The sequence below is a fragment of the Chromobacterium vaccinii genome (assembly GCF_000971335.1).
Classification (GTDB): domain Bacteria; phylum Pseudomonadota; class Gammaproteobacteria; order Burkholderiales; family Chromobacteriaceae; genus Chromobacterium; species Chromobacterium vaccinii.
This window is the reverse complement of sequence record NZ_JZJL01000005.1, coordinates 41,400-64,948: the sequence shown is the minus strand read 5'-3', so window position 1 is coordinate 64,948 and position 23,549 is coordinate 41,400. Positions and strand designations below refer to the sequence as shown.

At 63.6% G+C, this 23,549-nt stretch carries 26 protein-coding genes; 9 read left to right on the top strand and 17 right to left on the bottom strand.

The window, feature by feature from the left end; all coding sequences use genetic code 11:
• Positions 1-3 precede the first annotated feature (3 nt).
• The 14 genes from lpxA to VL52_RS03850 form a co-directional block, all read right to left on the bottom strand.
• Positions 4-780 (bottom strand): acyl-ACP--UDP-N-acetylglucosamine O-acyltransferase, encoded by a 777-nt coding sequence (gene lpxA / locus VL52_RS03915; RefSeq protein ID WP_046155807.1) that lies wholly within the window; start codon positions 778-780, stop codon positions 4-6.
• A gap of 2 nt (positions 781-782) precedes the next feature.
• Entirely contained in the window at positions 783-1,235 is a 453-nt protein-coding gene (gene fabZ / locus VL52_RS03910; protein ID WP_021477849.1) for a 3-hydroxyacyl-ACP dehydratase FabZ, read from the bottom strand.
• Positions 1,228-2,274 carry a UDP-3-O-(3-hydroxymyristoyl)glucosamine N-acyltransferase gene (lpxD, locus tag VL52_RS03905; protein ID WP_046155859.1) on the bottom strand — a complete coding sequence of 349 codons (1,047 nt, stop codon included), beginning with the start codon at positions 2,272-2,274 and terminating at the stop codon, positions 1,228-1,230. The genes fabZ and lpxD overlap by 8 nt, the downstream gene beginning before the upstream one ends.
• 51 nt (positions 2,275-2,325) lie before the next feature.
• Positions 2,326-2,811, bottom strand: a complete 486-nt coding sequence (locus VL52_RS03900) for an OmpH/Skp family outer membrane protein (protein ID WP_046155806.1) — start codon at positions 2,809-2,811, stop codon at positions 2,326-2,328.
• 19 nt (positions 2,812-2,830) lie between these two features.
• Positions 2,831-5,146 carry an outer membrane protein assembly factor BamA gene (bamA, locus tag VL52_RS03895; protein WP_046155805.1) on the bottom strand — a complete coding sequence of 772 codons (2,316 nt, stop codon included), beginning with the start codon at positions 5,144-5,146 and terminating at the stop codon, positions 2,831-2,833.
• Between the two features lie 9 nt (positions 5,147-5,155).
• Entirely contained in the window at positions 5,156-6,499 is a 1,344-nt protein-coding gene (rseP, locus tag VL52_RS03890; protein WP_046155804.1) for an RIP metalloprotease RseP, read from the bottom strand.
• Positions 6,493-7,677 carry a 1-deoxy-D-xylulose-5-phosphate reductoisomerase gene (gene ispC / locus VL52_RS03885; protein WP_046155803.1) on the bottom strand — a complete coding sequence of 395 codons (1,185 nt, stop codon included), beginning with the start codon at positions 7,675-7,677 and terminating at the stop codon, positions 6,493-6,495. Before ispC ends, rseP begins: the two co-directional genes overlap by 7 nt.
• A gap of 16 nt (positions 7,678-7,693) precedes the next feature.
• Positions 7,694-8,500 carry a phosphatidate cytidylyltransferase gene (locus tag VL52_RS03880; protein WP_046155802.1) on the bottom strand — a complete coding sequence of 269 codons (807 nt, stop codon included), beginning with the start codon at positions 8,498-8,500 and terminating at the stop codon, positions 7,694-7,696.
• A 4-nt stretch (positions 8,501-8,504) separates the two neighbouring features.
• The gene (uppS, locus tag VL52_RS03875; RefSeq protein WP_046155801.1) at positions 8,505-9,260 is read right to left on the bottom strand and encodes an undecaprenyl pyrophosphate synthase; all 756 of its coding nucleotides are present in this window, start codon (positions 9,258-9,260) and stop codon (positions 8,505-8,507) included.
• A gap of 10 nt (positions 9,261-9,270) precedes the next feature.
• Positions 9,271-9,828, bottom strand: a complete 558-nt coding sequence (gene frr, locus VL52_RS03870; RefSeq protein WP_046155858.1) for a ribosome recycling factor — start codon at positions 9,826-9,828, stop codon at positions 9,271-9,273.
• Between the two features lie 75 nt (positions 9,829-9,903).
• Positions 9,904-10,623, bottom strand: coding sequence for a UMP kinase (gene pyrH / locus VL52_RS03865; protein WP_046155800.1), 720 nt, complete (start codon positions 10,621-10,623; stop codon positions 9,904-9,906).
• A 90-nt stretch (positions 10,624-10,713) separates the two neighbouring features.
• A complete protein-coding gene (tsf, locus tag VL52_RS03860; protein WP_046155799.1) occupies positions 10,714-11,580 on the bottom strand; it encodes a translation elongation factor Ts in 867 nt (288 codons plus the stop codon).
• Positions 11,581-11,653: 73 nt separating this feature from the next.
• Positions 11,654-12,382 carry a 30S ribosomal protein S2 gene (rpsB, locus tag VL52_RS03855; RefSeq protein WP_021477860.1) on the bottom strand — a complete coding sequence of 243 codons (729 nt, stop codon included), beginning with the start codon at positions 12,380-12,382 and terminating at the stop codon, positions 11,654-11,656.
• Positions 12,383-12,543: 161 nt separating this feature from the next.
• Positions 12,544-12,735, bottom strand: a complete 192-nt coding sequence (locus tag VL52_RS03850; RefSeq protein ID WP_052717308.1) for a hypothetical protein — start codon at positions 12,733-12,735, stop codon at positions 12,544-12,546.
• Positions 12,736-12,778: 43 nt separating this feature from the next.
• On the opposite strand from VL52_RS03850, the gene VL52_RS03845 reads away from it, so the two are divergent.
• Positions 12,779-13,846 carry an NAD(P)H-dependent flavin oxidoreductase gene (locus tag VL52_RS03845; protein WP_268753677.1) on the top strand — a complete coding sequence of 356 codons (1,068 nt, stop codon included), beginning with the start codon at positions 12,779-12,781 and terminating at the stop codon, positions 13,844-13,846.
• Positions 13,847-13,912: 66 nt separating this feature from the next.
• Here VL52_RS03845 and VL52_RS03840 read toward each other — a convergent pair whose 3' ends face one another.
• The gene (locus VL52_RS03840; RefSeq protein ID WP_046155797.1) at positions 13,913-14,707 is read right to left on the bottom strand and encodes an outer membrane protein assembly factor BamD; all 795 of its coding nucleotides are present in this window, start codon (positions 14,705-14,707) and stop codon (positions 13,913-13,915) included.
• Between VL52_RS03840 and rluD the strand changes: the two genes are divergently transcribed.
• From rluD to VL52_RS03800, 8 genes are all read left to right on the top strand, one after another.
• Positions 14,706-15,803 (top strand): 23S rRNA pseudouridine(1911/1915/1917) synthase RluD, encoded by a 1,098-nt coding sequence (gene rluD, locus VL52_RS03835; RefSeq protein ID WP_046155796.1) that lies wholly within the window; start codon positions 14,706-14,708, stop codon positions 15,801-15,803. The two genes, VL52_RS03840 and rluD, sit on opposite strands and share 2 nt — an antisense overlap.
• Positions 15,793-16,530: a peptidoglycan editing factor PgeF gene (gene pgeF, locus VL52_RS03830; RefSeq protein ID WP_046155795.1), complete on the top strand. Its 738-nt coding sequence runs from the start codon at positions 15,793-15,795 to the stop codon at positions 16,528-16,530. Before rluD ends, pgeF begins: the two co-directional genes overlap by 11 nt.
• Before the next feature lie 105 nt (positions 16,531-16,635).
• Positions 16,636-17,247: a type 1 glutamine amidotransferase family protein gene (locus VL52_RS03825; protein ID WP_046155794.1), complete on the top strand. Its 612-nt coding sequence runs from the start codon at positions 16,636-16,638 to the stop codon at positions 17,245-17,247.
• A complete protein-coding gene (locus tag VL52_RS03820) occupies positions 17,244-18,092 on the top strand; it encodes a GNAT family N-acetyltransferase (protein ID WP_046155793.1) in 849 nt (282 codons plus the stop codon). Before VL52_RS03825 ends, VL52_RS03820 begins: the two co-directional genes overlap by 4 nt.
• A gap of 141 nt (positions 18,093-18,233) precedes the next feature.
• Positions 18,234-18,887: an HD domain-containing protein gene (locus VL52_RS03815; RefSeq protein WP_046155792.1), complete on the top strand. Its 654-nt coding sequence runs from the start codon at positions 18,234-18,236 to the stop codon at positions 18,885-18,887.
• 24 nt (positions 18,888-18,911) lie between these two features.
• Entirely contained in the window at positions 18,912-19,661 is a 750-nt protein-coding gene (locus VL52_RS03810) for a metallophosphoesterase (RefSeq protein ID WP_052729104.1), read from the top strand.
• A gap of 31 nt (positions 19,662-19,692) precedes the next feature.
• Positions 19,693-20,097, top strand: coding sequence for a hypothetical protein (locus VL52_RS03805; RefSeq protein ID WP_046155855.1), 405 nt, complete (start codon positions 19,693-19,695; stop codon positions 20,095-20,097).
• 55 nt (positions 20,098-20,152) lie between these two features.
• Entirely contained in the window at positions 20,153-20,551 is a 399-nt protein-coding gene (locus VL52_RS03800; protein ID WP_046155791.1) for a VOC family protein, read from the top strand.
• A gap of 53 nt (positions 20,552-20,604) precedes the next feature.
• On the opposite strand, the gene VL52_RS03795 is transcribed toward VL52_RS03800, so the two are convergent.
• Together VL52_RS03795 and VL52_RS03790 are read right to left on the bottom strand one after the other, a co-directional pair.
• Positions 20,605-21,360 carry a substrate-binding periplasmic protein gene (locus VL52_RS03795; protein WP_160298908.1) on the bottom strand — a complete coding sequence of 252 codons (756 nt, stop codon included), beginning with the start codon at positions 21,358-21,360 and terminating at the stop codon, positions 20,605-20,607.
• A 389-nt stretch (positions 21,361-21,749) separates the two neighbouring features.
• Entirely contained in the window at positions 21,750-23,537 is a 1,788-nt protein-coding gene (locus tag VL52_RS03790) for an ABCB family ABC transporter ATP-binding protein/permease (RefSeq protein WP_046155789.1), read from the bottom strand.
• Between the last annotated feature and the right edge of the window lie 12 nt (positions 23,538-23,549).

Sequence of the window (23,549 nt, the reverse complement as noted above, 5' to 3'; positions counted from 1 at the left end):
AGCTCAGCGGATGATGCCTCGCGCCGATTGTTCAAAGAAACGCACGAACGGCTCCAGCTCGGCATGTTCCTCGCCGGCCTCGGCCAGGATCGCGGCCTTGGCCTCGTCGTAGCTCAAACCCTGGCGGTACAGCGTCTTGTAGGCGTTGCGGACGCGGCGGATCTGCTCCGGCGTGAAACCGCGGCGCTTCAGGCCTTCCGCGTTGATGCCGGAAGGAACGGCGCGGTTGCCATGCGCCATCACGAACGGCGGCACGTCCTGCGCCACCGCGCTGGCGAACGCCGTCATTGCATGTTCGCCGATGATGGCGAACTGGTGCACGCTGGTGAAACCGCCCAAAATCACCCAGTCGCCGATGCGCACATGGCCGGCCAGCGTCGCGTTGTTGGCGAAGATGGCGTGGTCGCCCACCTGGCAGTCGTGCGCGATGTGCACGTAAGCCATCACCCAGTTGTCGTTGCCGATGCGGGTGACGCCGACGTCCTGGGCGGTGCCGGTGTTGAAGGTGCAGAATTCGCGGATGGTGTTGTTGTCGCCGATCTCCAGGCGTGTCGGCTCGCCGGCGTATTTCTTGTCCTGAGGCTGGGCGCCCAGCGAGCAGAACTGGAACACGCGGTTGTTCTTGCCGATGGAGGTATGGCCTTCGATCACCACGTGCGGGCCGATCCAGCTGCCGGCGCCGATGCTGACATTGGGGCCGATGATGGAATAGGCGCCGATTTCGACGTCGTCGGCGATCTGCGCCTTGGGATCTACGATTGCGGTCGGATGGATGGCCATGCTTACACCTCGCGGCGGGCGCACATGATCTCGGCTTCGCAAGCCACCTGGCCGTCCACCAGCGCGCGGGCGGCATACTTGCCGATGCCGCGCTTGACGGTCATTTGCGTCACTTCGAACACCAGTTGGTCGCCCGGCACCACCTGGCGCTTGAAGCGGGCATGGTCGATGCCGACGAAGAAATACAGCTCGTTCTCCGAGCGCTCGCCCTGGCTCTTGATCGCCAGGATGCCGGCGGCCTGGGCCAGCGCTTCGATGATCAGCACGCCCGGCATCACCGGATATTGTTCGAAGTGGCCGGCGAAGAACGGCTCATTGATGGTGACGTTCTTCAGCGCCTTGATGCGCACGTTGGGTTCCATTTCGGTGACGCGGTCAACCAGCAGAAACGGATAACGATGCGGCAGGCAGCGCATGATCTCGCGGACATCGATCGAGACAGCGTGTTCACTCATGAGGTTCTTCCTTCGATTTTTTCAGTGTTTCCAGTTCCCGCTCAAGCTGCTTCACGCGCTTGGCGAAATCGTCCAGATGGCGCACGTGGACGGCGTTGGACAGCCAGTCCTTCATGCTTTGCAACGGGTAGGAGGACGCGTAGTTGCCGGCCTCCTTGATCGACTTCGACACCAGGGTGCCGCCGCCGATATGGGTGCGGTCCGCCACGTCGATGTGGCCGACGAACATCGCCGCGCCGCCCACGGTGCAGCGCGCGCCTATCTTCGTGCTGCCGGCGATGCCGACGCAGCCTGCGATAGCGGTATGCTCGCCGATTTCGACGTTATGGGCAATCTGCACCAGATTATCTATCTTGGCGCCCTTGCGGATCACCGTGTCGGCCAGCGCGCCGCGGTCCACCGTGGTGTTGGCGCCGATCTCGACGTCATCCTCCAGCACCACGCGGCCGGTTTGCGGAATCTTGAACCAATGGTCCTTGTCCCAGGCCAGGCCGAAGCCGTCGCCGCCGATCACGCTGCCGGAATGCACGCCGACGCGGTCGCCGATCACGCAACCGTGGTAGACGGTGACGTTGGGGTAAAGCGTGACGTCGTCGCCGATCAGGCAACCATCGCCGACCACCACGCCCGGCATGATGCGGCAGCGTTCGCCGATGACGACGTTGTCGCCGACGGTGGCATTGGCCGCGATCTCGCTGCTCTCGCCTATCCGGCAGCCTTCCCCCACTACCGCGCGCGGATGGATGCCGGCGCGCGGCGCCTTCGGCGGATGGAACAATGTGGCCAGACGCGCGAAATACAGGTAGGGATCGGCGGCCACGATCAGCGAACGCTCCGGCAGCTCTGCCGCCAGCGCTTCGGTGACGATCAGCGCGCCCGCCGCGCTCTCCAGCATCTGGCGCCGGAACTTGGCGCTGGCGACGAAAGCGATTTCATCGGCGCCCGCCAGCTCCAGCGGAGCCAGCCGGGACACATCCCGGTTCTGGCCGCGCAGCTCTCCGCCCAGTTGCTCTACGATATGTTCGAGTGTGTAGGACATCAAAAACAAAGCCGACTCGGGGTCGGCTTGCTCCGGTAACGGTTTAAACGACTACTTGTCCAGCTCTTTCAACACTTGCGGCGTCAGATCGAACCTGGGATTGATGTACACCGCTTCCTGCAGGATCAGATCATAGTTCTCGCGCTGGGCGATTTCCTTGACCGCGCGGTTGGCCCGCTCGGTCACCCCGGCGAATTCCTCGTTGCGGCGCTGGTTGTAATCCTCGGCCAGCTCGCGGGATTTGGCGCGGTAATCGCGGTCCAGCCCCGCGTACTCCCGCTCGAAGCGCTTGCGGTCATCCGGCGACAGGCTGTTTTTCGCCAACATGGATTCCAGATCCTTGGCCCGCGTCTCCATCTTCTTCAACTCGTCGCGGCGGCTGGAGAATTCCTTGTCCAGCTTCTTGTAGATGGCGACGGACACGCCGGCTTCGCGATAAATGCGCTCGATGTTGATGAAGCCCAGCTTGAAGTCGGCGGCATGAACCGGCAGCGCCGCCACGCTCAGCACTGCCAGCCACCATTTCAATGCTTTCATGATCTCATCCTGATAACGGTTAGAACGACGTGCCCAGCTGGAATTGGAAGCGCTGAACCTTGTCACCCTGCTCTTTCTTCAGCGGGTTGGCGATACTGAACTTCATCGGCCCCATCGGCGACAGCCAGGTCAATGCCAGACCCACGGAATAGCGGAAGCCATCGCTCGGCGAGCTGGTGATGCCCAACGCCTTTTCCGATGCCGTCAGGTTGGTGTTCCACAAGGTGCCCGCATCGAAGAACAGGCTGGTGCGCAGCGACTTGTTGTCCTTCATGCCCGGGAAGGGGAACAGGATTTCCGCGTTGGCCACTACCTTGCGGTTGCCGCCGAGGTAGGAGTTCGCCGCCGAATCGTACGGGCCGATGCTGCTGCTGTCGTAGCCGCGAACCGATCCCAGGCCGCCCATGTAGTAGTTCTTGAAGAACGGCAACTGCCTGGTTTTGCCGTAGCCGTCAGCATAGCCCAATTCGCCGTTTAGCATCAGCGTGAAGTCTTTCGACAGCGGGAAGAACCAGGTCTGCTGGTGGGTCAGGCTGTAGTACTGCAGCGAACCGCCCGGCAGGCCGAAGTCGGCGTTGACGCGGATACTGGCACCGCGGGTCGGCCACAACGCGCTGTCTCGGGTATCCCGGCCCCAGCCTACGGTACCCAGGACGGTGTAGTTGCTGCTGCCGTACTGGTTCACGAAGTCGATGTACTGCTGCGGGCTGTTGCTGTAGGTGGTGATGTCGGTCTTTTCCGCGCCGATCGTGAAATTGATGCGGTCGTACTCGGTGATCGGCACGCCGAAACGCATGTCGGCGCCGACGGTGCTGGTCTTGTACGCGGAGATCGACGTGGCGTCCGGGTTGTAGACGCGATTGTACAGGTCATAGCCCAGGCTGACGCCGTCCGGAGTGAAATACGGATCAGTGAACGACAGCGAGTAATTCTTGTTGACCTTGCCGGTGGACATGCCCAGCGACATGTATTTGCCGGAGCCGAAGATATTGCTCTGGGAAATGTTCGCGCCCAGCACCAGGCCCTCGCCCTGCACATAACCCAGGCTGCCGGAAATGCTGCCGGTGGAGCGCTCTTTCAGGCCGATATTCATGTCCACCTGATCCGGCGCGTCCGTCACCGCCGGCGTTTCGACGTTGACGTCCTCGAAGTAGCCGAGCAGTTCCAGGCGCTCCTTGCTGCGCTTGACGTTGGCGGCGTTGTACGGCGCTCCCTCCAGTTGGCGCAGCTCGCGGCGGATCACTTCGTCGCGGGTCTTGCTGTTGCCTGCCACGTTGACGCGGCGGACATAGGTCTTGCGGCCCGGATCGACGAAGAAAGTGAAGGCGGCGGTTTGCTTCTCGCGGTCGATGTCCGGCAGCACGTTGACGTTGGCGAAGGCGTAGCCCTCGTTGCCCAGCCGGTCGCTCAACGCCTTCACCGACTCGGTCACCTTCTCATTGTTGAAGGTGTCGCCGCGTTTCACCTGCACCAGGCTCAGCAATTCGGCCTCCGGCACCTTCAGGTCGCCAGCCAAGCGCACGTCGGACACGGTGTACTTCTTGCCCTCGTGCACATTGATGACCAGATACATGTCCTTCTTGTCGGCGCTGATCGAAACCTGGGAGGAATCGATGCCGAATTCCATATAGCCCTGGTTCTGGTAGAAAGCCTTCAGCTTCTCCAGATCGCCGGTCAGCTTCTGCTTGGAATACTGGTCGTCCTTGGTAGCCCAGGACAGCCAGCCACCGGTGGTCAGGCTGAACTCGTCCAGCAGCTTGGACTGGGCGAAAGCGTTGGCGCCGACGATGCGGATTTCCTTGATCCGCGCGGTCACGCCTTCATTGATGTCCAGCGTCACGGCGACGCGGTTGCGCTCCAGCTTGGTGACGCCGGGGGTGATTTCCACCGAATACTTGCCGCGGCTGTAATACTGGCGCTTCAGTTCCTGCACCGCGCCATCCAGCAAGGCCTGGTCAAAAATCAAAGACTCGGCGAAGCCGTTGTCCTTCAGCGCCTTCTTCAGCTGGTCCTTGCTGAATTCCTTGGCCCCGTTGATGTTCAGCTGGGTGATCACCGGGCGCTCCGCCACGGTGACGATCAGCGTGCCGCCGCGGCTTTCCACGCGCACGTCGTTGAAGAAACCGGTGCCGAACAGCGCCTTGATCGCTTCTTTGGCCTTGGCATCGGTAAAGGTGTCGCCCACCTTGACCGGCAGATAGTTGAAGACCGTGCCCGGCTCGGTACGCTGCAGGCCTTCAACGCGGATATCTTTGATCACAAAAGGATCTGCAGCCATGGCAACGGTGGCCATGGTCAGGCCCATTACGGCCACTGCGAGTCGCTTCAATTTCATAAATGTGTTTTAACCCCCAAATAGGCGGCTGAAATCGTTCAGCATGGCAAATGCCATCAAAGACGCCAGCAATATGAAACCAATCTTTTGTCCGAGCAATTGCACCCGTTCGCTGACGGGCTTACCTCTGACCAGCTCCGCGACATAATACATTAAGTGGCCCCCATCCAGAACCGGTATGGGAAGCAGATTCAACACGCCGATGCTGACGCTGATCAGCGCCAGGAATTCCAGATACGGCGTCAGGCCCTCGCGGGCGGTCTGGCCCGCGACATTTGCGATAGTCAGCGGACCCGACAGATTGTTCAAAGAAGCTCGGCCGATCAGCATGTTGCCGAGGAATTTGACGCTCATCCAGGCGGTTTCGCCGGTCTTGCTCCAGGCGGCGACAAAGGCCCCTACTGCGTCGTAATGCCGAGTGAAGGCCAACTGGTCGCTCCAGGCGCGATCCGGCGACGGCCCTACGCCGATGCGGCCGACCACCTCGTCGTCCTGCGCGACCGCCTGCGGACGCAGCTTGATCTCCAGCGGCTTGCCGGCCCGCTCGACGCGCACCGTCAACTCCTTGCCCGGGCTGTTGCGCACCACGTGCACCCACTCTTCCCAGTTTCTGAGCATCACGCCGTTCACCGCCTGCAGCTTGTCGCCCACCTTGAGGCCAGCCTTGGCTGCGACGCCCTTCTCCTCCAGCACGCCCACCTGCGCCAGGAAACGCGCCGGGGACACCCCAGGATCGCCCTGCTGCAAGGCCTGCTCGGCCTTCTCGCCGAAACGGCGGGCATCGATATCGCGCCGCTTCCTGGCGCCGGACGCGTCCTGCACCTCGACCCGCACCACGGCGGAAGACATCGCGGCCTCGACGATACCCAGCCTAACCTCCTGCCAGCTGGCGACGGGCCTGCCCGCCACGCTGAGAATGCGATCGCCCTCCTTGAAACCCGCCGCGGCGGCCGGCGTCTGCTCGACCACGGTGCCCACCAGCGGATGCAGCTGCGGCACACCCTGGGCGATCACAGCCCAGTACAGCAGCGCCGCCAGCAACAGATTGGCCAGCGGCCCCGCGGAGACGATGGCCATGCGCTTGAGCACATGCTGATTGTTGAAAGCCCGCGGACGATCCGCCTCGTCGACCAGGCCCTCGCGTTCGTCCAGCATTTTCACATAGCCGCCCAGCGGAATCGGGCACACCACCCACTCCGTCTCGCGCGGACGGAAGCGCAACAACGGCGAACCGAAACCGATGGAGAACCGCAGCACCTTGACGCCGCACAGCTTGGCCACCCAGTAGTGGCCCAGCTCGTGAAAAGTCACCAGCAGGCCGATGGCCACCAGAAACGCCAGCAGCGTCAGCATGCCGCCACCCTGCCCTCGGCGAAACGACGCGCCTCCTGGTCACGGGCCAGCAAGCCTTCCAGGCTGTCGCTGGCCGCGCAGGACACGCCGGCCAGCGCGGCGGACACCACGCGCGGGATGTCGACGAAACGCAGTCGTCCCTCAAGGAACGCCGCCACCGCCACTTCATTGGCGGCATTCAATACCGCCGGCGCGTCGCCGCCCATTTCCAGCGCGTCGAACGCCAGTTGCAGGCAAGGGAAGCGCTCAAGATCCGGCTTCTCGAACGTAAGATCGGACAATGCGAAGAAGTCCATGGGCTCCACCCCGGCGTCGATGCGCTCGGGCCAGGCCAGCGCGCAGGCGATCGGCGTGCGCATGTCGGGCGAGCCCAGTTGCGCCATCACCGAGCCGTCTCGGTACTGGACCATGGAGTGGATCACGCTTTGCGGATGCACGGCCACCTCGATGCGACTGGGCGGCACATTGAACAGCCAGCGCGCCTCGATCACCTCAAGCCCCTTGTTCATCAGCGTGGCGGAATCGACGGAAATCTTGCGCCCCATGCTCCAGTTGGGATGGCGACAAGCGTCGTCCGGCGTGACATGGAGCAGATCGGCGGCCGGGCGGCTGCGGAACGGCCCGCCCGACGCGGTAAGAATGATCTTGCTCACGCCCGCGGCGTCGGGATTGGCGGCGTAATCGGCGGGCAGAGATTGAAAGATGGCGCTGTGCTCGCTATCCACCGGCAACAGCGCCGAACCGCTCGTGCGCACCGCGTCCATGAACAAACGGCCGGCCACCACCAGCGACTCCTTGTTGGCCAGCAGCATGCGCTTGCCGGCCCGCGCCGCGGCCAGCGCCGACGGCAAGCCTGCAGCGCCGACGATGGCGGCCATCACCGCATCCACCTCCGGCAACGAAGCAGCCTGGACCAGCGCATCCGCGCCATGCAGCACTTCTGCGCGCAGGCCGGCGTCCGCCAGCCGCGCGCGCAGATCCGCCGCAGCAGAAGCGTCGGCCGCCACCAGATAGTCAGGACGAAAACGGAGAGCCTGCTCGAACAGCTTGTCGAGCTGGCGATGGGCGGTCAGCGCCACCACGCGGTAGCGCTCCGGATGACGGGCGATCACATCCAGCGTATTGCAGCCTACGCTGCCGGTCGCCCCCAGTACGGCAATACCCTGAGGTTTGGTCATTGCTATGTTTCCAGAATTACATGCCGCCCAGCGCGCGCAGGGCGTTGCTGACCGCCAGCACGGCGATCAGGCTGTCGATGCGGTCGTAGACGCCGCCATGGCCCGGCAGCAGCCGGCTGCTGTCCTTGATGCCCGCGACGCGCTTGAACCAGGACTCCAGCAAATCGCCGCACACGCTGACCGCAGTCAGCGGCAGCGCCAGCAACAGCAGGCCCCACAACGGCAGCTTGATGTCCAGCCAGCCGAAATGATCAACCAAAGCGACGTAGATCGCCACGCAAACCACCGCGCCGTAAACGCCTTCCCAGCTTTTGCCCGGACTGATGGCCGGCGCCAGCTTGCGTCGGCCGAAAGCCTTGCCGGAGAAATAAGCGGCGATGTCAGCCACCCATACCAGGCCCATCACGGCCAGCAGAGCCAGCGCGCCATGCGTCGTGGCATTGGGGCGCCACTCGAGAAAAGCGAACCAGGCCGGCAGCATCAACGCCCAGCCCAGCATCCAGGCCGGCAGGCCTGACGGCATTTTCCAGCGCCTGGCCAGCCAGGCCGGCACCAGCAACAGCCACAGCGCCAACACCGCGCCATGCTCGAAGCCTTGCATCCGCCAGTGGCCGAACCAGGCCGCGGCGGCGAACAGCGTGGACAGCGCAAGATAGCACGCCTGCCGGGGAAGGGACATCCCGGCCATCCGGGCGTACTCCCACAGGGCCAGAACGACGATCAACCAGGAAAACCCAGCCCAGGCTGCGGCGGGGAACAGGAATAGCGCCGCCAGCATTAGCGGCAGCAATACGAGCGCGGTGAGAATTCGCGTTATCAGCATGAAGTCAGAGTTTGTCTCGGCGCAGGTGCTCGGGCAATTGCTCGCTGGTGCGGCCAAAGCGGCGCTCCCGCTGCCAGTAGGAGTGGATCGCCCCCTGCAGCGCCGCTTGGTCGAAATCGGGCCACAACAGGTCGGTGAAGTACAACTCGGAATACGCCAGCTGCCACAGCAGGAAGTTGCTGATGCGCTGCTCGCCGCCGGTACGGATGAACAGATCCGGCTCCGGCGCCCATGCCATGCCGAGACGCTCCGTCACCATAGCCTCGGTGATGGCGGACTGGCCCTCGGCGATCAGCTGATTCACCGCGTGAACGATATCCCAGCGGCCGCCGTAATCGGCGGCGATGGTCAGCACCAGACCGTCGTTGCCGGCGGTCTTGGCCTCTGCGCGGTCGATGCGTTCGGACAGTTCCGCGCTGAATCGCTCGCGGGAACCCAGCACCTTCAGGCGGATATTGTTGTTATGGAGCTTGGAGACTTCGTGCTCTAGCGCGCGCAGGAACAGGTCCATCAGGAAAGACACTTCTTCCTGCGGCCGACGCCAATTCTCGGTGGAGAAAGCGAACAGCGTCAGATACCCGACGCCCATTTCCTTGCAGGCCTTCACCACCTCGCGCACGGCGTCCAGGCCGCGCTTGTGGCCGGCCACGCGCGGCAGGAAGCGTTTCTTGGCCCAGCGGCCGTTGCCATCCATGATGATGGCGATATGCCGGGGCGGCTCGCACCCCTCCGGCACAGTTTTCGAAGAACCGGAAAACAAGATCCGCCCCTTATACCGCCAGCAGGTCGGCTTCTTTGGCGGCCAGCATCTTGTCGACTTCAGCGATGTACTTGTCGGTCAGCTTCTGGATCTCGTCCTGGCCGCGGCGCTCGTCGTCCTCGGTGATGGCCTTGTCCTTCAGCAGGTTCTTGAATTCGTTGTTGGAATCGCGGCGGATGTTGCGCACGGCCACGCGGGCGCCTTCGGCTTCTCCGCGCACCACCTTGATCAGGTCCTTGCGGCGCTCTTCGGTCAGCATCGGCATCGGCACGCGGATGATCTCGCCCATCGAGGCCGGATTCAGGCCCAGATCGCAATCGCGGATAGCCTTTTCGATCTTGGCCAGCATCGGCTTTTCCCACGGCTGCACGCCGATGGTGCGGGCATCGATCAGGGTGACGTTGGCTACCTGATTGACCGGCACGTCGCTGCCGTAATAGTCAACCATGACATGATCCAGAATGCCGGTATGGGCGCGTCCGGTACGAACCTTGGCCAGGTCGTTCTTGAACGCTTCCTGCGTCTTCTGCATTTTTTGTTCGGCCGATTTTTTGATTTCGTTAATCATGTCGCACTCCCGGAATACTTCAAATGACAAGGCGAAAACGGCCATTGCCGTTTTCGCCCTCAGCAATTTTCAAACTCAGCAGTGTACCAGCGTGCCTTCGTCTTCGCCAAGCACGACGCGGCGCAGCGCGCCATTCTTGAAGATGCTGAACACCTTGATATTGAGGTGCTGATCGCGGCACAAGGCGAAGGCGGTGGCGTCCATCACCTTCAGATTGCGCGAGATCGCCTCGTCGAAAGTCAGGCTCTGGTAGCGGACCGCGTCGGGATTCTTTTTCGGATCATCGGTATACACGCCGTCCACCTTGGTGGCCTTCAGCATGATGTCGACATTCATTTCCATGCCACGCAACGCGGCGGCGGTATCGGTAGTGAAGAAGGGGTTGCCGGTGCCGGCGGCGAAGATCACCACCTTGCCCTCCTCCAGGTACTGCATCGCCTTGCCGCGCACATAAGGCTCGGCGATCTGCTGCATGGTCAGCGCGGACTGCACCCGGGCGATCAGGCCGGCCTTGGTCATCGCATCCTTCAACGCCAGCGCGTTCATCACAGTGGCCATCATGCCCATGTAATCCGCCGTCGCGCGATCCATGCCCGCCGCAGCCGGCGCCACGCCGCGGAAAATATTGCCGCCGCCGATCACGATGCCCACTTCAACGCCCAGGCCCACCACTTCTTTGATCTGGCCCACAATCTGCTCGATGGTCGAGCGGTTGATGCCATAGCTGTCATCCCCCATCAGGGCTTCGCCGGAAAGTTTCAACAGGATGCGTTTATAGGCGGGAACTTGGCTCATGATGTCCTCGGATTGGCGGTTATGGTGTGTTCAGTTTGCAAAACGGCACCCTGCAAGCAGGGTGCCGTTGGTAAAGCGGTAAGTCGAAACTTACAGCTTGGCAGCCGCAGCCACTTCAGCTGCGTAGTCTACTACCTTCTTCTCGATGCCTTCGCCCACTACGAACATGGCGAATGCCTTGACCGAGGCTTTTTGCTCGGCCAGCAGCTTCTCGACGGTCACATCCGGGTTCTTGACGAAAGGCTGACCCAGCAGGGTCACTTCAGCCAGGAACTTGTTGATACGGCCTTCAACCATCTTGGCGACGATATCGGCCGGCTTGCCGGACTCGGCAGCCTGGGCGCTGTAGATCTTGCGCTCTTGATCCAGGGTTTCGGAAGAAACCTGGTCCTTGGACACGCAGATCGGCTTGGAGGCGGCGATGTGCATGGCCACGTCCTTGCCCACTTGCTCGGCGCCGGCGTAGTCGACGATCACGCCGATCTTGGCACCGTGCAGGTAGGTGGCGATCGCGCCTTCGGTCTGGTAGCGAACGAAACGACGGATGGTCATGTTCTCGCCCAGCTTGGCGATGGCAGCCTTGCGGATGTCTTCCACGGACACGCCGTCGACTTCCACTGCGGAAAGCGCTTCGACATCGGCCGGATTGGCGATGACGGCAGCCTTGGCGGCGGCGGCGGCCAGAGCCAGGAAGGTCGGATCCTTGGCGACGAAGTCGGTTTCGCAGTTCACTTCAACCAGGGCGCCGACGCCGGCTTCCACGTGGGAGCCGATGATGCCTTCGGCGGCCAGACGGCCAGCCATCTTGGAAGCCTTGTTGCCGGACTTGATGCGCAGGATTTCTTCAGCCTTGGCCGCGTCGCCTTCAGCTTCAACCAGAGCCTTCTTGCACTCCATCATGCCGAGGCCGGTGGCCACGCGCAGATCCGAAACCATTTTTGCGGTGATTTCCGCCATCTTGCTACTCCTGAATGATTTAGATTACGTGAATGTTCGGGTCCAAAAAAAGGGGCTTTCGCCCCTTTTCCGCTTACTCGGCCTGGGCCGTTTCAGCAGCTGCGACGATCTCTTGCAGAGAGTTCGCGCGACCTTCCAGTACCGCGTCGGCGATGCCGCGAGCGTACAGGCGGATGGCGCGGGAGGAGTCGTCGTTGCCCGGAACCACGTAATCGATGCCGTCCGGGGAGTTGTTGGTATCAACAACGCCGATAACCGGGATGCCCAGTTTCTTGGCTTCGACAATGGTGCCCTTCTGGTAGCCAGTATCGATAACGAAGATGGCGTCCGGCAGGCCCTTCATATCCTTGATACCGCCCAGCGAGCGTTCCAGCTTGTCAACTTCGCGTTGCAGGTCCAACAGTTCTTTCTTGTTGTAACCGGTGTCAGCGCCTTCCAGGATGGCACGCTTCTCTTCAAGACGCTTGATGGACTGCTTCACGGTCTTGTAGTTGGTCAGCATGCCGCCGAGCCAGCGGTGATCAACAAACGGCATGCCAGCGCGGGCAGCTTCTTCACGGACGATCTCACGCGCCTGACGCTTGGTACCAACAAACATTACGGTACCCTTGTTGGCGGCCAGACGACGCACATATTCCTGGGCGCTGATGAACAGCGGCAGAGTCTTTTCCAGGTTGATGATGTGGATCTTGTTGCGGCTGCCAAAGATGTACTGAGCCATCTTCGGGTTCCAGAAACGGGTTTGGTGGCCGAAGTGAACGCCGGCCTCAAGCATTTGACGCATGGTAACGTTGGTGGACATGCAAAAACTCCTAAAAGGGTTAAGCCTCCATCCGCGCAGACAACCCTGAAGGCTTCAGCCTGCGGGCACCCTTTGGCGCGGATGTGCGTAGTTTTGGATTAACAATTCCCCGCCAACAACGGTGGGGAACACGAGATTGTAGCATTTAAGGACAGCCGGATTCAAGCCTTTCCCTCGTTCTCCGCGGCCCGCCGCCGCTTGCGCAGCCTGTTGCGTACCACCCACGCGACAAACCAGACCGGCAGCACGCCCAGAAAGAAAAACACCGCCGCGCCGGCAGCCACGCTGCGCTGCCCCGCGGCCAACATCAACACCGCGTACAACCACCCCATCAGAACTATGATCAGCGCCATGGATTAAAACATTCGTTTGAAATTCAGGACAAATACATCAACAATGAAACGTCATTGTAAACCACCCGCTCCCGTCTCCATGCAAACCGCCATCACCCGCCTGTTCGGCATCCAGCTCCCCCTGCTCTGCCCCGGCATGAGCTATATCGCCACCCCGGAACTGGTCGCGGCGGTCGGCAACGCCGGCGGCCTGGGCATACTCGCCACCGGCCCGCTGTCGGCCGACGCCACCCGCGCCGCCATCCGCCGCATACGCGAGCTCACCGACAAACCCTTCGGCATCGGCTGCACGCTGATGATGCCCGGCGCCGCCGAAAACGCTGAAGTCGCGCTGGAAGAGCAAGTGCCGGTGATCAACTACTCGCTGGGCAAAGGCGACTGGATCGCCGAGGCCGCGCATCGTTACGGCGGCAAGGTGCTGGCCACCGTGGTGACGGAAAAGCACGCGAAATCGGCCGAAAAATGCGGCGCGGACGCCCTCCTGGTCACCGGCCACGAGGCTGCGGCCCACGGCGGCAGCGTGACCTCGCTGGTGCTGATTCCCGCCATCCGCCGCGCAAGCTCGCTGCCCATCGTCGCAGCAGGAGGCTTCGCCGACGGCGCCGGCCTGATGGCGGCGATGGCTCTGGGAGCCGACGCCGTGGCCATGGGCTCCCGGCTGGCCATGACCCGGGAAAGCCCGGTCCACGCCGCCACCAAGGACATGGTGCTGCAGCGCGGCGTCGGCGATACGCTGTACTCGAAGAATTTCGACGGCCTGTGGTGCCGGATGATGGACACTCCCGCCGCGCGCCGCGCTTGCCGCAAGCCGCTGGGACTGATCCCCGCCGCCTTCCGCGCCAGCCAGATGGCGCGCCGGATGGGCATGCCGGTGATGAAAGTGGCGATAGGCGGCATGCTCAGCCAGCCGCAAGCGCTGCGCCAGCTGGCGCTGTTCGGCGCCGCCACCGAGTCCATCCGCCTGGCGATACAGGAGGGAAACCATGAAAAAGGCGTGCAATTGATCGGCCAGGCTCAAGGGTTGATCGACGACCTGCCCAGCGTCGCCGAGCTGTTCGCCAGAATCATGTCCGAGGCGTGGGCCTGCCGGGATCGCATCGCAAGCTTCTGAGCCCCCTGCGGCAAAACAGCCCGCCGATTTCTCGACGGGCTGTTCGACTTCAACATGCAGGGAAGCTTACTTCCACAGCTTCCACCACGGCATCTCTTCGACCGTCCACGACTTGTTCAGGTACTGGCTCTGCGGATAGTTGAGCGCCAGCACGCGGCGCGCGTCGTCCCGCAGCTTCGGCAACTGCAGCTTGTCGTAGGCGGACACCATGATGGCCAGCGCCTCTTCCGGATACTTGGTGTTGGAGTAGTCCTTGACCACGCCCTGGGCGCGGTTGGCAGCGGCCAAATAGGCGCCGCGTTTCATGTAGTAGCGCGCCACGTGCATCTCGTTGCCTCCCAGCGCGTCCACCAGGCGGATCATCTTCGCCTTGGCGTCCGGCGCGTAGGTGCTGTTGGGGAAACGGGTGGTCAGCTCGCGGAAAGCGGAGAAGGCCTCGCGGGCGGCGCGCGGATCGCGCTCGCTCATGTCCTGGCCAGCCCATTTGGCGAGCAGGCCGGAATCATCGTTGTAATACACCAAGCCCTTCAGATAATAGATGTAGTCGATGTTCGGATGTGTAGGATGCAGCTTGATGAAGCGATCGGCGGAGGCGATGGCCAACTCGGGCTCGCCGTCCTTGTAATGGGTGTAGGCCAGGTCCATCTGAGCCTGCTGCGCGTAGCGTCCGTAGGGAAAGCGCGCTTCCAGCGTTTCATACAGCTTGACTGCGCGAGTATAATTACCGCTGTTCAACTCATCGTGAGCTTCCGAATAGAGCTTCTCCACGGTCCAACCGCGCGTTTCGTCGTAGGTTTCCGTGGTTGCACACCCGGCAAGCCCCACCATCACCAACATAGCTGCAACAACGTATCTTTTCATGACTGATCCTTACATTGACCCGGACGATTATAGCGACATCTCGGAAAACGAGGTATCCGCCACGCAACTTCTTGAGGTGCCGCTCTCGCTGTGCGGCGAACGGCTTGACGCCGCGCTCGCCAAATTGCTGCCCGATTACTCCCGCAGCCGGCTGACTCAATGGGTCAAAGACGGGCTGGTGAAGGTGGACGGCCAGGTCGTCGCGCCCAAGACCAAGATGCTGGGCGGCGAGAAGCTGGAAGTGACGCTGCAGCTCACCAATGAAGAAATGGCCTTCCAGCCGGAGCCGATGGATCTGCCCATCGTGTTCGAGGACGACCACATCCTGGTGATCAACAAACCCGCCGGCCTGGTCGTGCATCCCGCCTCCGGCAACTGGAGCGGCACCCTGCTCAACGGCCTGCTGCACCACTGCCCGGCGCTGGCCAACGTGCCGCGCGCCGGCATCGTCCACCGCCTGGACAAGGACACCTCCGGCCTGATGGTGGTGGCCAAGACCGTGCCGGCCCAAACCGAGCTGGTTCGCCAGATGCAGGCCCGCACCGTCAAACGCGTCTACCGCGCCATCGCCGACGGCGTGGTGCCCTTCGACGGCACCATAGACGCCAACATCGGCCGCGACCCGCACAACCGGCTGAAAATGGCGGTGCTGAAATTCGGCGGCAAACCGGCCATCACCCACCTGCGGGTGCTGGAGCGCTTCTCCAGCCACTCCTATGTGGAATGCAAGCTGGAAACCGGCCGCACCCACCAGATCCGCGTCCACATGCGCGAAGCGGGCCACCCGCTGGCCGGCGACCCGGTGTACGGCAATCCGCGCCACAAGATGGACGAGGACGCCGCCGCCGCGGTAAAAGCGCTGGGCCGCCAGGCGCTGCACGCTTTCGCGCTGGCGCTGATCCATCCGGCCACCGGCGAAGAGCGCAGCTGGAAAGCGCCGTTGCCCGATGACTTCCGCGCATTGCTGGACCTGTTGCGCGGCGACGGCGCGGTGGCGGACGACGAAACCTTCGCCCACGGCGATGGTGAGGACGATGAAGACTGGGACGATGACGACGATGATGACGGCGACGTCGAGGTGATCTATGCCCGATAAAGACTGGATCGAGGCCGACTGGCCCGCCCCCGCCCGGGTCCGCACGCTGGCGACCACGCGCAACGGCGGCGTCAGCCAGCCGCCTTACGCCAGTCTGAACCTGGGCGCGCACGTCGGCGACGACCCGGCAGCCGTAGCGACCAACCGCGCGCGGCTGCGCGACGAACTGCCCGTGGCCCCGGCATGGCTCAACCAGGTGCACGGCATCGCCGTGGCTGACGCGAGCACGGTCGGCGACGCCGCCCCTGACGCCGACGCCAGCTTCGCCCGCGCGCCGGGCGTCGCCTGCGCGGTCATGACCGCCGACTGCCTGCCGGTGCTGCTATGCGACGAGCAAGGCCGGGCGGTGGCCGCGGCCCACGCCGGCTGGCGCGGACTGTGCGACGGCGTGATCGAGGCGACCGTGGCCGCGATGGCGCTGCCTCCATCGGAATTGATGGCCTGGCTCGGCCCGGCCATCGGCCCCGACGCCTTCGAAGTGGGCGCAGAAGTGCGCCAGGCCTTTATCGAGAAAGACACCGAGGCGGACCATGCCTTCGTCGACATCGGCGACGGCAAATACCTGGCCGACATCTACGCGCTGGCGCGGCAGCGGCTGGAAAAGCTGGGAGTATCCCGCATCCATGGCGGCGATTTCTGCACCGTGATCGACCGCGACCGCTTTTTCTCCTACCGCCGCGACCGCGAAACCGGCCGCATGGCCTCGCTGATCTGGCTGGAAGACTGACCCTGCCCGTCCCGCCGCCCGGCGGGGCTTTCCTCCCTCTCCGGTTGACCCGGCCGGCCGATGCGAACAACATAGTCCGATGCCTTGATCCCACGGAACCGCCCCATGGATATCGCCATCATCACGCTGGACTGTTTCAACGAGCTGGACTCCATGATCGCCGCCGGCATCTTGGGCCGGATGAGCCCGCAAGGCTGGAATGTACGCATCTGCTCGCCCGTGCCCGTCATCCAGTCCCGCAGCGGCACGCGCGTGGAGCGCCAGGAAGACCTGTCCTATGCCCATCGCGCCGACGCGGTGCTGATAGGCAGCGGCTGGCGCACCCGCGACTGGGTGGCCGACGACGCGATCATGAGCCAGTTGAAGCTGGACCCGTCCCGCCAGCTGATCGGCTCCCAGTGCTCAGGCGCGCTGGTGCTGCACCGGCTGGGCCTGCTCGCCGACGGCGTCGCCTGTACCGATGGCATGACCCGGCCCATGCTGGAACAGCTTGGCATCCGCGTGCCGTCCGCGGCCTTCCGGGTTGCCGGCAATATCGCCACCGCCGGCGGCTGCCTGTCCTCGCAATACCTAGCGGCCTGGGTGCTGCTGCGCCTGGCCGGCGAGGCGAAAACCCGCGAGATCCTGTCCTACATCGCGCCGGTCGGAGAAGAAGACGCCTTCGTTCAGCGCGCGCTGTCCATTGTCTCCGCCGCGCCCGAACCCGTCCTCCGATGAAGATCGCATCGCTGGCGGGGCTGGCGCCTGAAGACCTTCACCCCTGCTTTCTCGACGCTTTCAGCGACTACCTGGTGCCAGCCCAGCCCAGCCTGCCGCAACTGACCGCCATGCTGCGCCGACGAGGCTGGGCGCCCGAGCTGAGCGCCGGCGCCTGGCTGGATGGCCGCCTGGCCGGCTTCTGGCTATGCGCGACGCCGGAGATAGACGGGGAACCAGAAGGCTATTGCATCGCCGCCGGGGTCGCGCCCGCCGCGAGGCGGCGCCATGCACTGACCGATATGGCGGGGCTGGTCAGCCGGCTGCTGGCCGCCCACGGCATCCGCCGCCAGCGCCTGGAAGTGATAGACAGCAACCAGCGGGCGCGCGACGCCTACGCCTCGCTGGGCTTCGCGCCGCTGCGCAAGCTGGACTGTTACCAGCTGACGGCGCAGGTTCAGACCCGCCGCGCATGGCCAGTGACCATTCATACCACTCATGATGCAGCGCGATGGCCGGCTCCCGACACCCTCTCCTATCCCCAGGCGGTGCCCAATCGGCGCGAATCGTTGCAGCGGGCCGACCCGCCGCTGCGCTGGCTGACCGTTGACCGCGACGGACAACGCCTGGGCTCACTGCTGATGTCGCCAGACGGCGAGGTCGCCGAGCTGCAGGTGAGCCCGGCCTTCCGCCGCCAGGGCGTCGCCAGCCAGTTGCTGCTGGCCGCGCAGGGCTTGAGCGCCTTCGGCCGCCTGGGTTTCAACAACGTCGACAGCCGCGACCTGCCTCTGGTTTCCCTGTTGCTGCGCCACCAGGCCGCCTACCGCCTGTCCCAATGGGAAATGACGCTTTCCGCTGCGCGCTAGCCGGCGATTCCGCCTGCGGGTGTTAAAATGACAATACGGATTGTTTTCAATCCATCATTTTCGCCGCTCCCCAGCGGACGGCACGCGCAACCCCGCCACGCCGGCGCACCGCCGGCGCGCGCAAACATCAGGACCTGCCGCATGATTCCGCAGCAACAGACCGAATGGCAGCAACGCCTGATCGCCTTGCTGGAAAGCCAGCCGCCGGATGACGACGGCGCCCATGACCTCAGCCACCTCCACCGCGTCTGGGCCGTCGCGCGCAAGCTGCTGGCCCACTATCCCGAGGCCGACCCCATCATCGTCATGGCCGGCAGCTACCTGCACGACTTGGTCAACCTGCCCAAAAACCATCCGCAACGCCAGCTCGCCTCGCACTGGTCGGCCGAGCGCGCGCGGCAGTTGCTGGCCGACAGCGGCCTGTCCGGCGCCCAGCTGGACAACCTGGCCCACGCCATCGAGGCCCACAGCTACTCGGCCGCCATCCCGCCGCGCACGCTGGAGGCCAAGATCGTGCAGGACGCCGACCGCATGGACGCGCTGGGACCGGTTGGCCTGGCCCGCATGTTCTACGTATCCGGCCGCATGGGGCGCGCGCTGGCCCACCCCATCGACCCAATGGCCGAGCAGCGCGGCCTGGACGACCAGGCTTGGGCGATCGACCATATCGACGTCAAGCTGGCCAGACTGCCCGGCATGATGCAGACCGAGGCCGGACGCAACATGGCCGAGCGGAAGCTGGAGTGGCTGATCCACTTCCGCGACGAGTTCTGCCGGGACTGGATGGCCCGCTGAGAAAACCGCCCGGAGCGCTCCGCCATGCTGATCGAAAAGCTGCCTCGCAACACTCAAGGCCGGGACTGGGCAGTCGGCGACGTGCACGGCTGCTTCGCCCAGCTGTCCCGCTTGCTCAAGATCGTCGCGTTCGATCCCGCTCGCGACCGGCTGCTGTCGGTGGGCGACCTGGTGGATAGAGGGCCGGACAGCCCGATGGTGACGGAATGGCTGGCCCAGCCCTGGTTTCACGCGGTGCGCGGCAACCATGAACAGATGGCGCTGGACGCGGTGCGCAACCCGCAGGAGGACCAGGAGCGCCATCTGTGCAATGGCGGCCGCTGGCTGACCGAGCTGACGTCAGCGGAGCGCAGCGCCTGCGCCGCCGCCCTATCCCGGCTGCCCTTGGCGCTGGAGGTGGACGTCGAGGCCGGCAAGATAGGCGTAATCCACGCCGACTGCCCCGGCAACGACTGGACCGCGCTGGCCGCCCGCCTGGAGGCGGAAAATCCCAGCGAGCAGGACTACGACGTGCTGCTATGGTCGCGGGAACGCGTGCAGAACGGCGGCGCTGGCGCGGTGGCCGGCATCGATCTGGTCCTGGCGGGCCATACTCCCCAGCCTGACGCCGTTCTCTACGACAACGTGATGCATCTGGACACCGGCGCCGTCTACGGCGGCAAACTCACCCTGTTCTGCCTTCAGGATTTCGTCGAGGTATCGCTGCCCTCCGGCTTCGACCATCTGGCCCGCTTCGAACTGCATGAATTAGACGCCAGCCTCCCCCGCCGCTAGAATGCGCGCTCAGCAGACCAAGGACACGACAATGGCCGAGCGCAACAAGAAAACCGCCGCCCCCAAACCGGGCCAACAACAACGCCGCGCGCAAGAGCAGCGCAACGCCCAGGCCGAGGCCGCCTGCCGCCAACTGGTCGGACTGCTGGAGAGCATGGCGGAAGAAGGCCGGCTGGATGGCCAGGAAACCGCCGCCCAGTATCTGAACTCCACCCGCGCCTACTACCGCCGCATCCGCAACGGCAAGGTGATGGGGCCCGCCGACTTCGCCACCGCCGCCGACGTCTGCGCCAGCGTCCGCCGCGCGCTGGCCGCGCTGGACCCGTCGCTGGAGTTTGCAGGCCTGCCACAAGCCGACGCGCTGCGCGAAGCGCTGCGCCAGGGCGCGCTGGTGATCGAAGAAATGAAGCGCATCAAAGCGGGGAAAGCTGGCTGAGCGTCCGCCCTCATGCCATGATGAAGGCATCTCCAAACCACTAGCCTCCATCGCCATGTACAAGCACACGCCCCAGTTGCGCATCGCCCGCCCGGTCGGCAATCTCAACCTCAGCAAAGCGATGTATTGCGAAGGCTTGAATCTGCAGCAACTGGGCAGCTTCAAGGATCACGCGGGTTTCGACGGCGTGATGCTGGGTCTGCCCGGCGCCGGCTACCATCTGGAATTCGTCGTCAGCCATCGCCACCCGGCGCACCCCAGCCCTACAGTTGAAGACCTGCTGGTGCTCTACCTCCCCGACCACGCCGAATGGGAGGCCGCCTGCGCCTGCATGCGCGCAGCCGGCTTTGCCCAGCAGCCCTCGGCCAATCCTTACTGGAACGTCCACGGCGCCACATTCGTCGATCACGACGGCTACCGCACCGTGCTGCAAAATACCGCCAGCCCCGTCTAGGAGGCGGCCAAGCGCCGCCGACCGGCCCGCGAAAACGAGGCCCTCTCCGCGTCCTACTTCGACGTCTGGGCCTCTATCTTCTCCAATAGCCCCGCCTTGCGCATTTTCTCAATGACCTTGTTGAATTCGGCGACCCACTTGTCCGCTCCCGACGCCTTGGAAAATCCAAACGCGGCGTAAGACAGCTTGCCTATCGGCACATCGGAAACGCCTATCGTGTCAGCGACGCCCTGCTGATTGACCAGATACTTCCCGACGTTGGAGTCTATGGTGGCGAGATCGATGCGGCCTGAATCCATCATCTTCATCAAGGTTATGGAATCCGCCGCCCGTTCAATTGGATGAGCGGATTCGAATATCGCTTCCATTTCCTTGTCGACGACCGAGCCGATTTCCATTCCCAGGTGATGATCTTTCAGGGCCTGATAATCGGTCCAATCCACGCGGCCGCGGAATGCGCTTTTTTTATAAAGAAAACAGTTGTACTGCCGCATGACGGGCAGGGAAAACGCCATGAACTGCTCCCGTTCAGGCGTCTTGTATAGAGGAAGAATGCCATCCACCAGGCCATCCTTGGCCGCGCTCAGACAACGTTTCCAAGGCAGTATCTTGACCGCGACCAGAATATCGAGCTGCTTGCCGATATCCTGCAGCAATTTCACCTTGATGCCGCCGCTGGCCGCCTCGCCGAACTCGCCTATCGCATACGGCGGATATTTGTCGTAGCACAGCGTCAGCTTGCGGCTTTCCGCGTGCGAAAACCCGGCAATCAGCATAAAAACCGATAGCAGTACGCATCTGTACGCCATACACCTCCCGCCGATTCCACTAACCTGCTGCAGCCCTTTGCAAACAAGATGGACGCGCATCCATCACTAGCCCGGGCTGGAGCGAAAACAGCCGCCCGCCGCCACTTCTCGTCGGCCATGGGCAATACGGCCTGATCGCCGGCGTGCCCTGCCTGGCCATATTCTCTACCTAGCCGCCGCTGCTTTGAAAACAATGGCATTCGCGCCATCGCCCGAGGCGAGATAGATACCCACCGGATACCGCTCGGCCGCGGCCTATTCAGCATAGTCTTGCTGCAGACGCGCATTGGCCATTCCATTCGGCTCCGCCTTGCTGACCCCCAGCGGGATCGGGCCATGCCCGAACCGATGCCGCAGCGATACGCCAGGCGCAGGCTCGCCGCGAGCCCCTACTCCGCCACCGCCTCGCTCTCCTGCTGCAACCGCCACATTTCGGCGTAGCGGCCGCCCAGCTCCAGCAGCTCGCGATGGCTGCCCTGCTCCACCACCCGGCCGGCGTCGAGCACCAGGATGCGGTCGGCGTCGACGATGGTGGACAGCCGGTGGGCGATGATCAGCGTGGTGCGGTCGGCGGAGATGGCGGTCAGCTCGCGCTGGATCGCCTTCTCTGTGCGCGAATCCAACGCGCTGGTGGCCTCGTCGAAGATCAGGATCGGCGGATTCTTCAGAATGGTGCGCGCGATGGCGACGCGCTGCTTCTCGCCACCGGACAATTTCAGCCCGCGTTCGCCGACCATGGTGTCGTAGCCGTCCGGCAAACTGCTGACGAAATCGTGGATGTGGGCGGAACGCGCCGCCTCGATCACCTCATCACGCGTCGCGCCGGGCTTGCCATAGGCGATGTTGTAATAGACGGTGTCGTTGAACAGCACCGTATCCTGCGGCACGATGCCGATATGGGCGCGCAGCGAATCCTGCGTCAGCGCGCGGATGTCCTCGCCGTTGATCCTCACCGCGCCGGAAGTGGCGTCGTAGAAGCGGAACATCAGCCGCGACAGCGTGGACTTGCCGGCGCCGCTGGCGCCGACCACCGCCAGCGTCTGGCCGGCGGGGATGGCGAAGTCCACATCATGCAGGATCTGCCGCTTGGATTCGTAGGCGAAGCCGACGCGCTCGAAGCGTATCGTCGCGTTGCGGGCTTCCAGCGTCTTGGCGTCCGGCGCGTCCGCCACTTCCAGATTGACGCCCAGCAGCTTGAACATGCGCTCGATGTCGGCCAGCGAATGCTTGATCTCGCGATAGACGAAACCCAGGAAGTTCAGCGGCGCGTAAAGCTGTGTGATGAAGGTGGCCACCAGCACCACGTCGCCCACCGTCATCCGGTGCGCCACCACGTCGCGCGCCGCCAGCACCATCACCAACGTGACGCCGATGGCGATGATGGCGGCCTGGCCTGCGTTCAGCAGCGACAGCGATACCTGGTTCTTGATCGCCGACGCCTCCCAGGCCTCCAGGTTGCGGTCATAACGCCTGGACTCGTATTCCTCGTTATTGAAGTATTTGACCGTTTCGTAATTCAGCAGCGCGTCTATCGCCTTGGAATTGGCCTTGGAGTCCAGGTCGTTCATCGTGCGGCGGTAAACGGTGCGCCACTCGGTCACCAGCAGCGTGAATGCGATGTAAAGGCCGATGGTGCCCAGCGTCACCACCGCGAACTCCCACGAGTAGCGGTGCAACAGAATGGCAGACACCATGCCGATTTCCAGCAGCGTGGGCAGAATGTTGAACACGGTGAAATTCAGCAGGAAACCTATGCCCTTGGTGCCGCGCTCGATGTCGCGGCTCATGCCGCCGGTGTGTCGCTCCAGGTGGAAGCGCAGCGACAGCTTGAACAGATGGCCGAACACATTGCGCGCCACGCTGCGCACCGCCCCCTGGATCACGCGGGCGAACACGGCGTCGCGCAGCTCGCCCAGCACGCCGGACAGCAGCCGCGCCACGCCATAGCCGGTCAACGCCAGCACCGGGATGGCCAGCAGCGTGGCCGGCATCGACAGCTGGTCGACGATGTCCTTCAAGTACAAGGGCACCGTCACCGCCGCCACCTTGGCCAGCACCATGCAGGCCAAGGCCAGGGAAACTCGCCACTTGAACGCCCACAGATAGGGCAGCAGGGTCTGGATGGTTTGCCAATCGTTGCGGCCGGACGGCGCCGGGCCGCTATGGGTGATACGCATAAATAAGGTTTG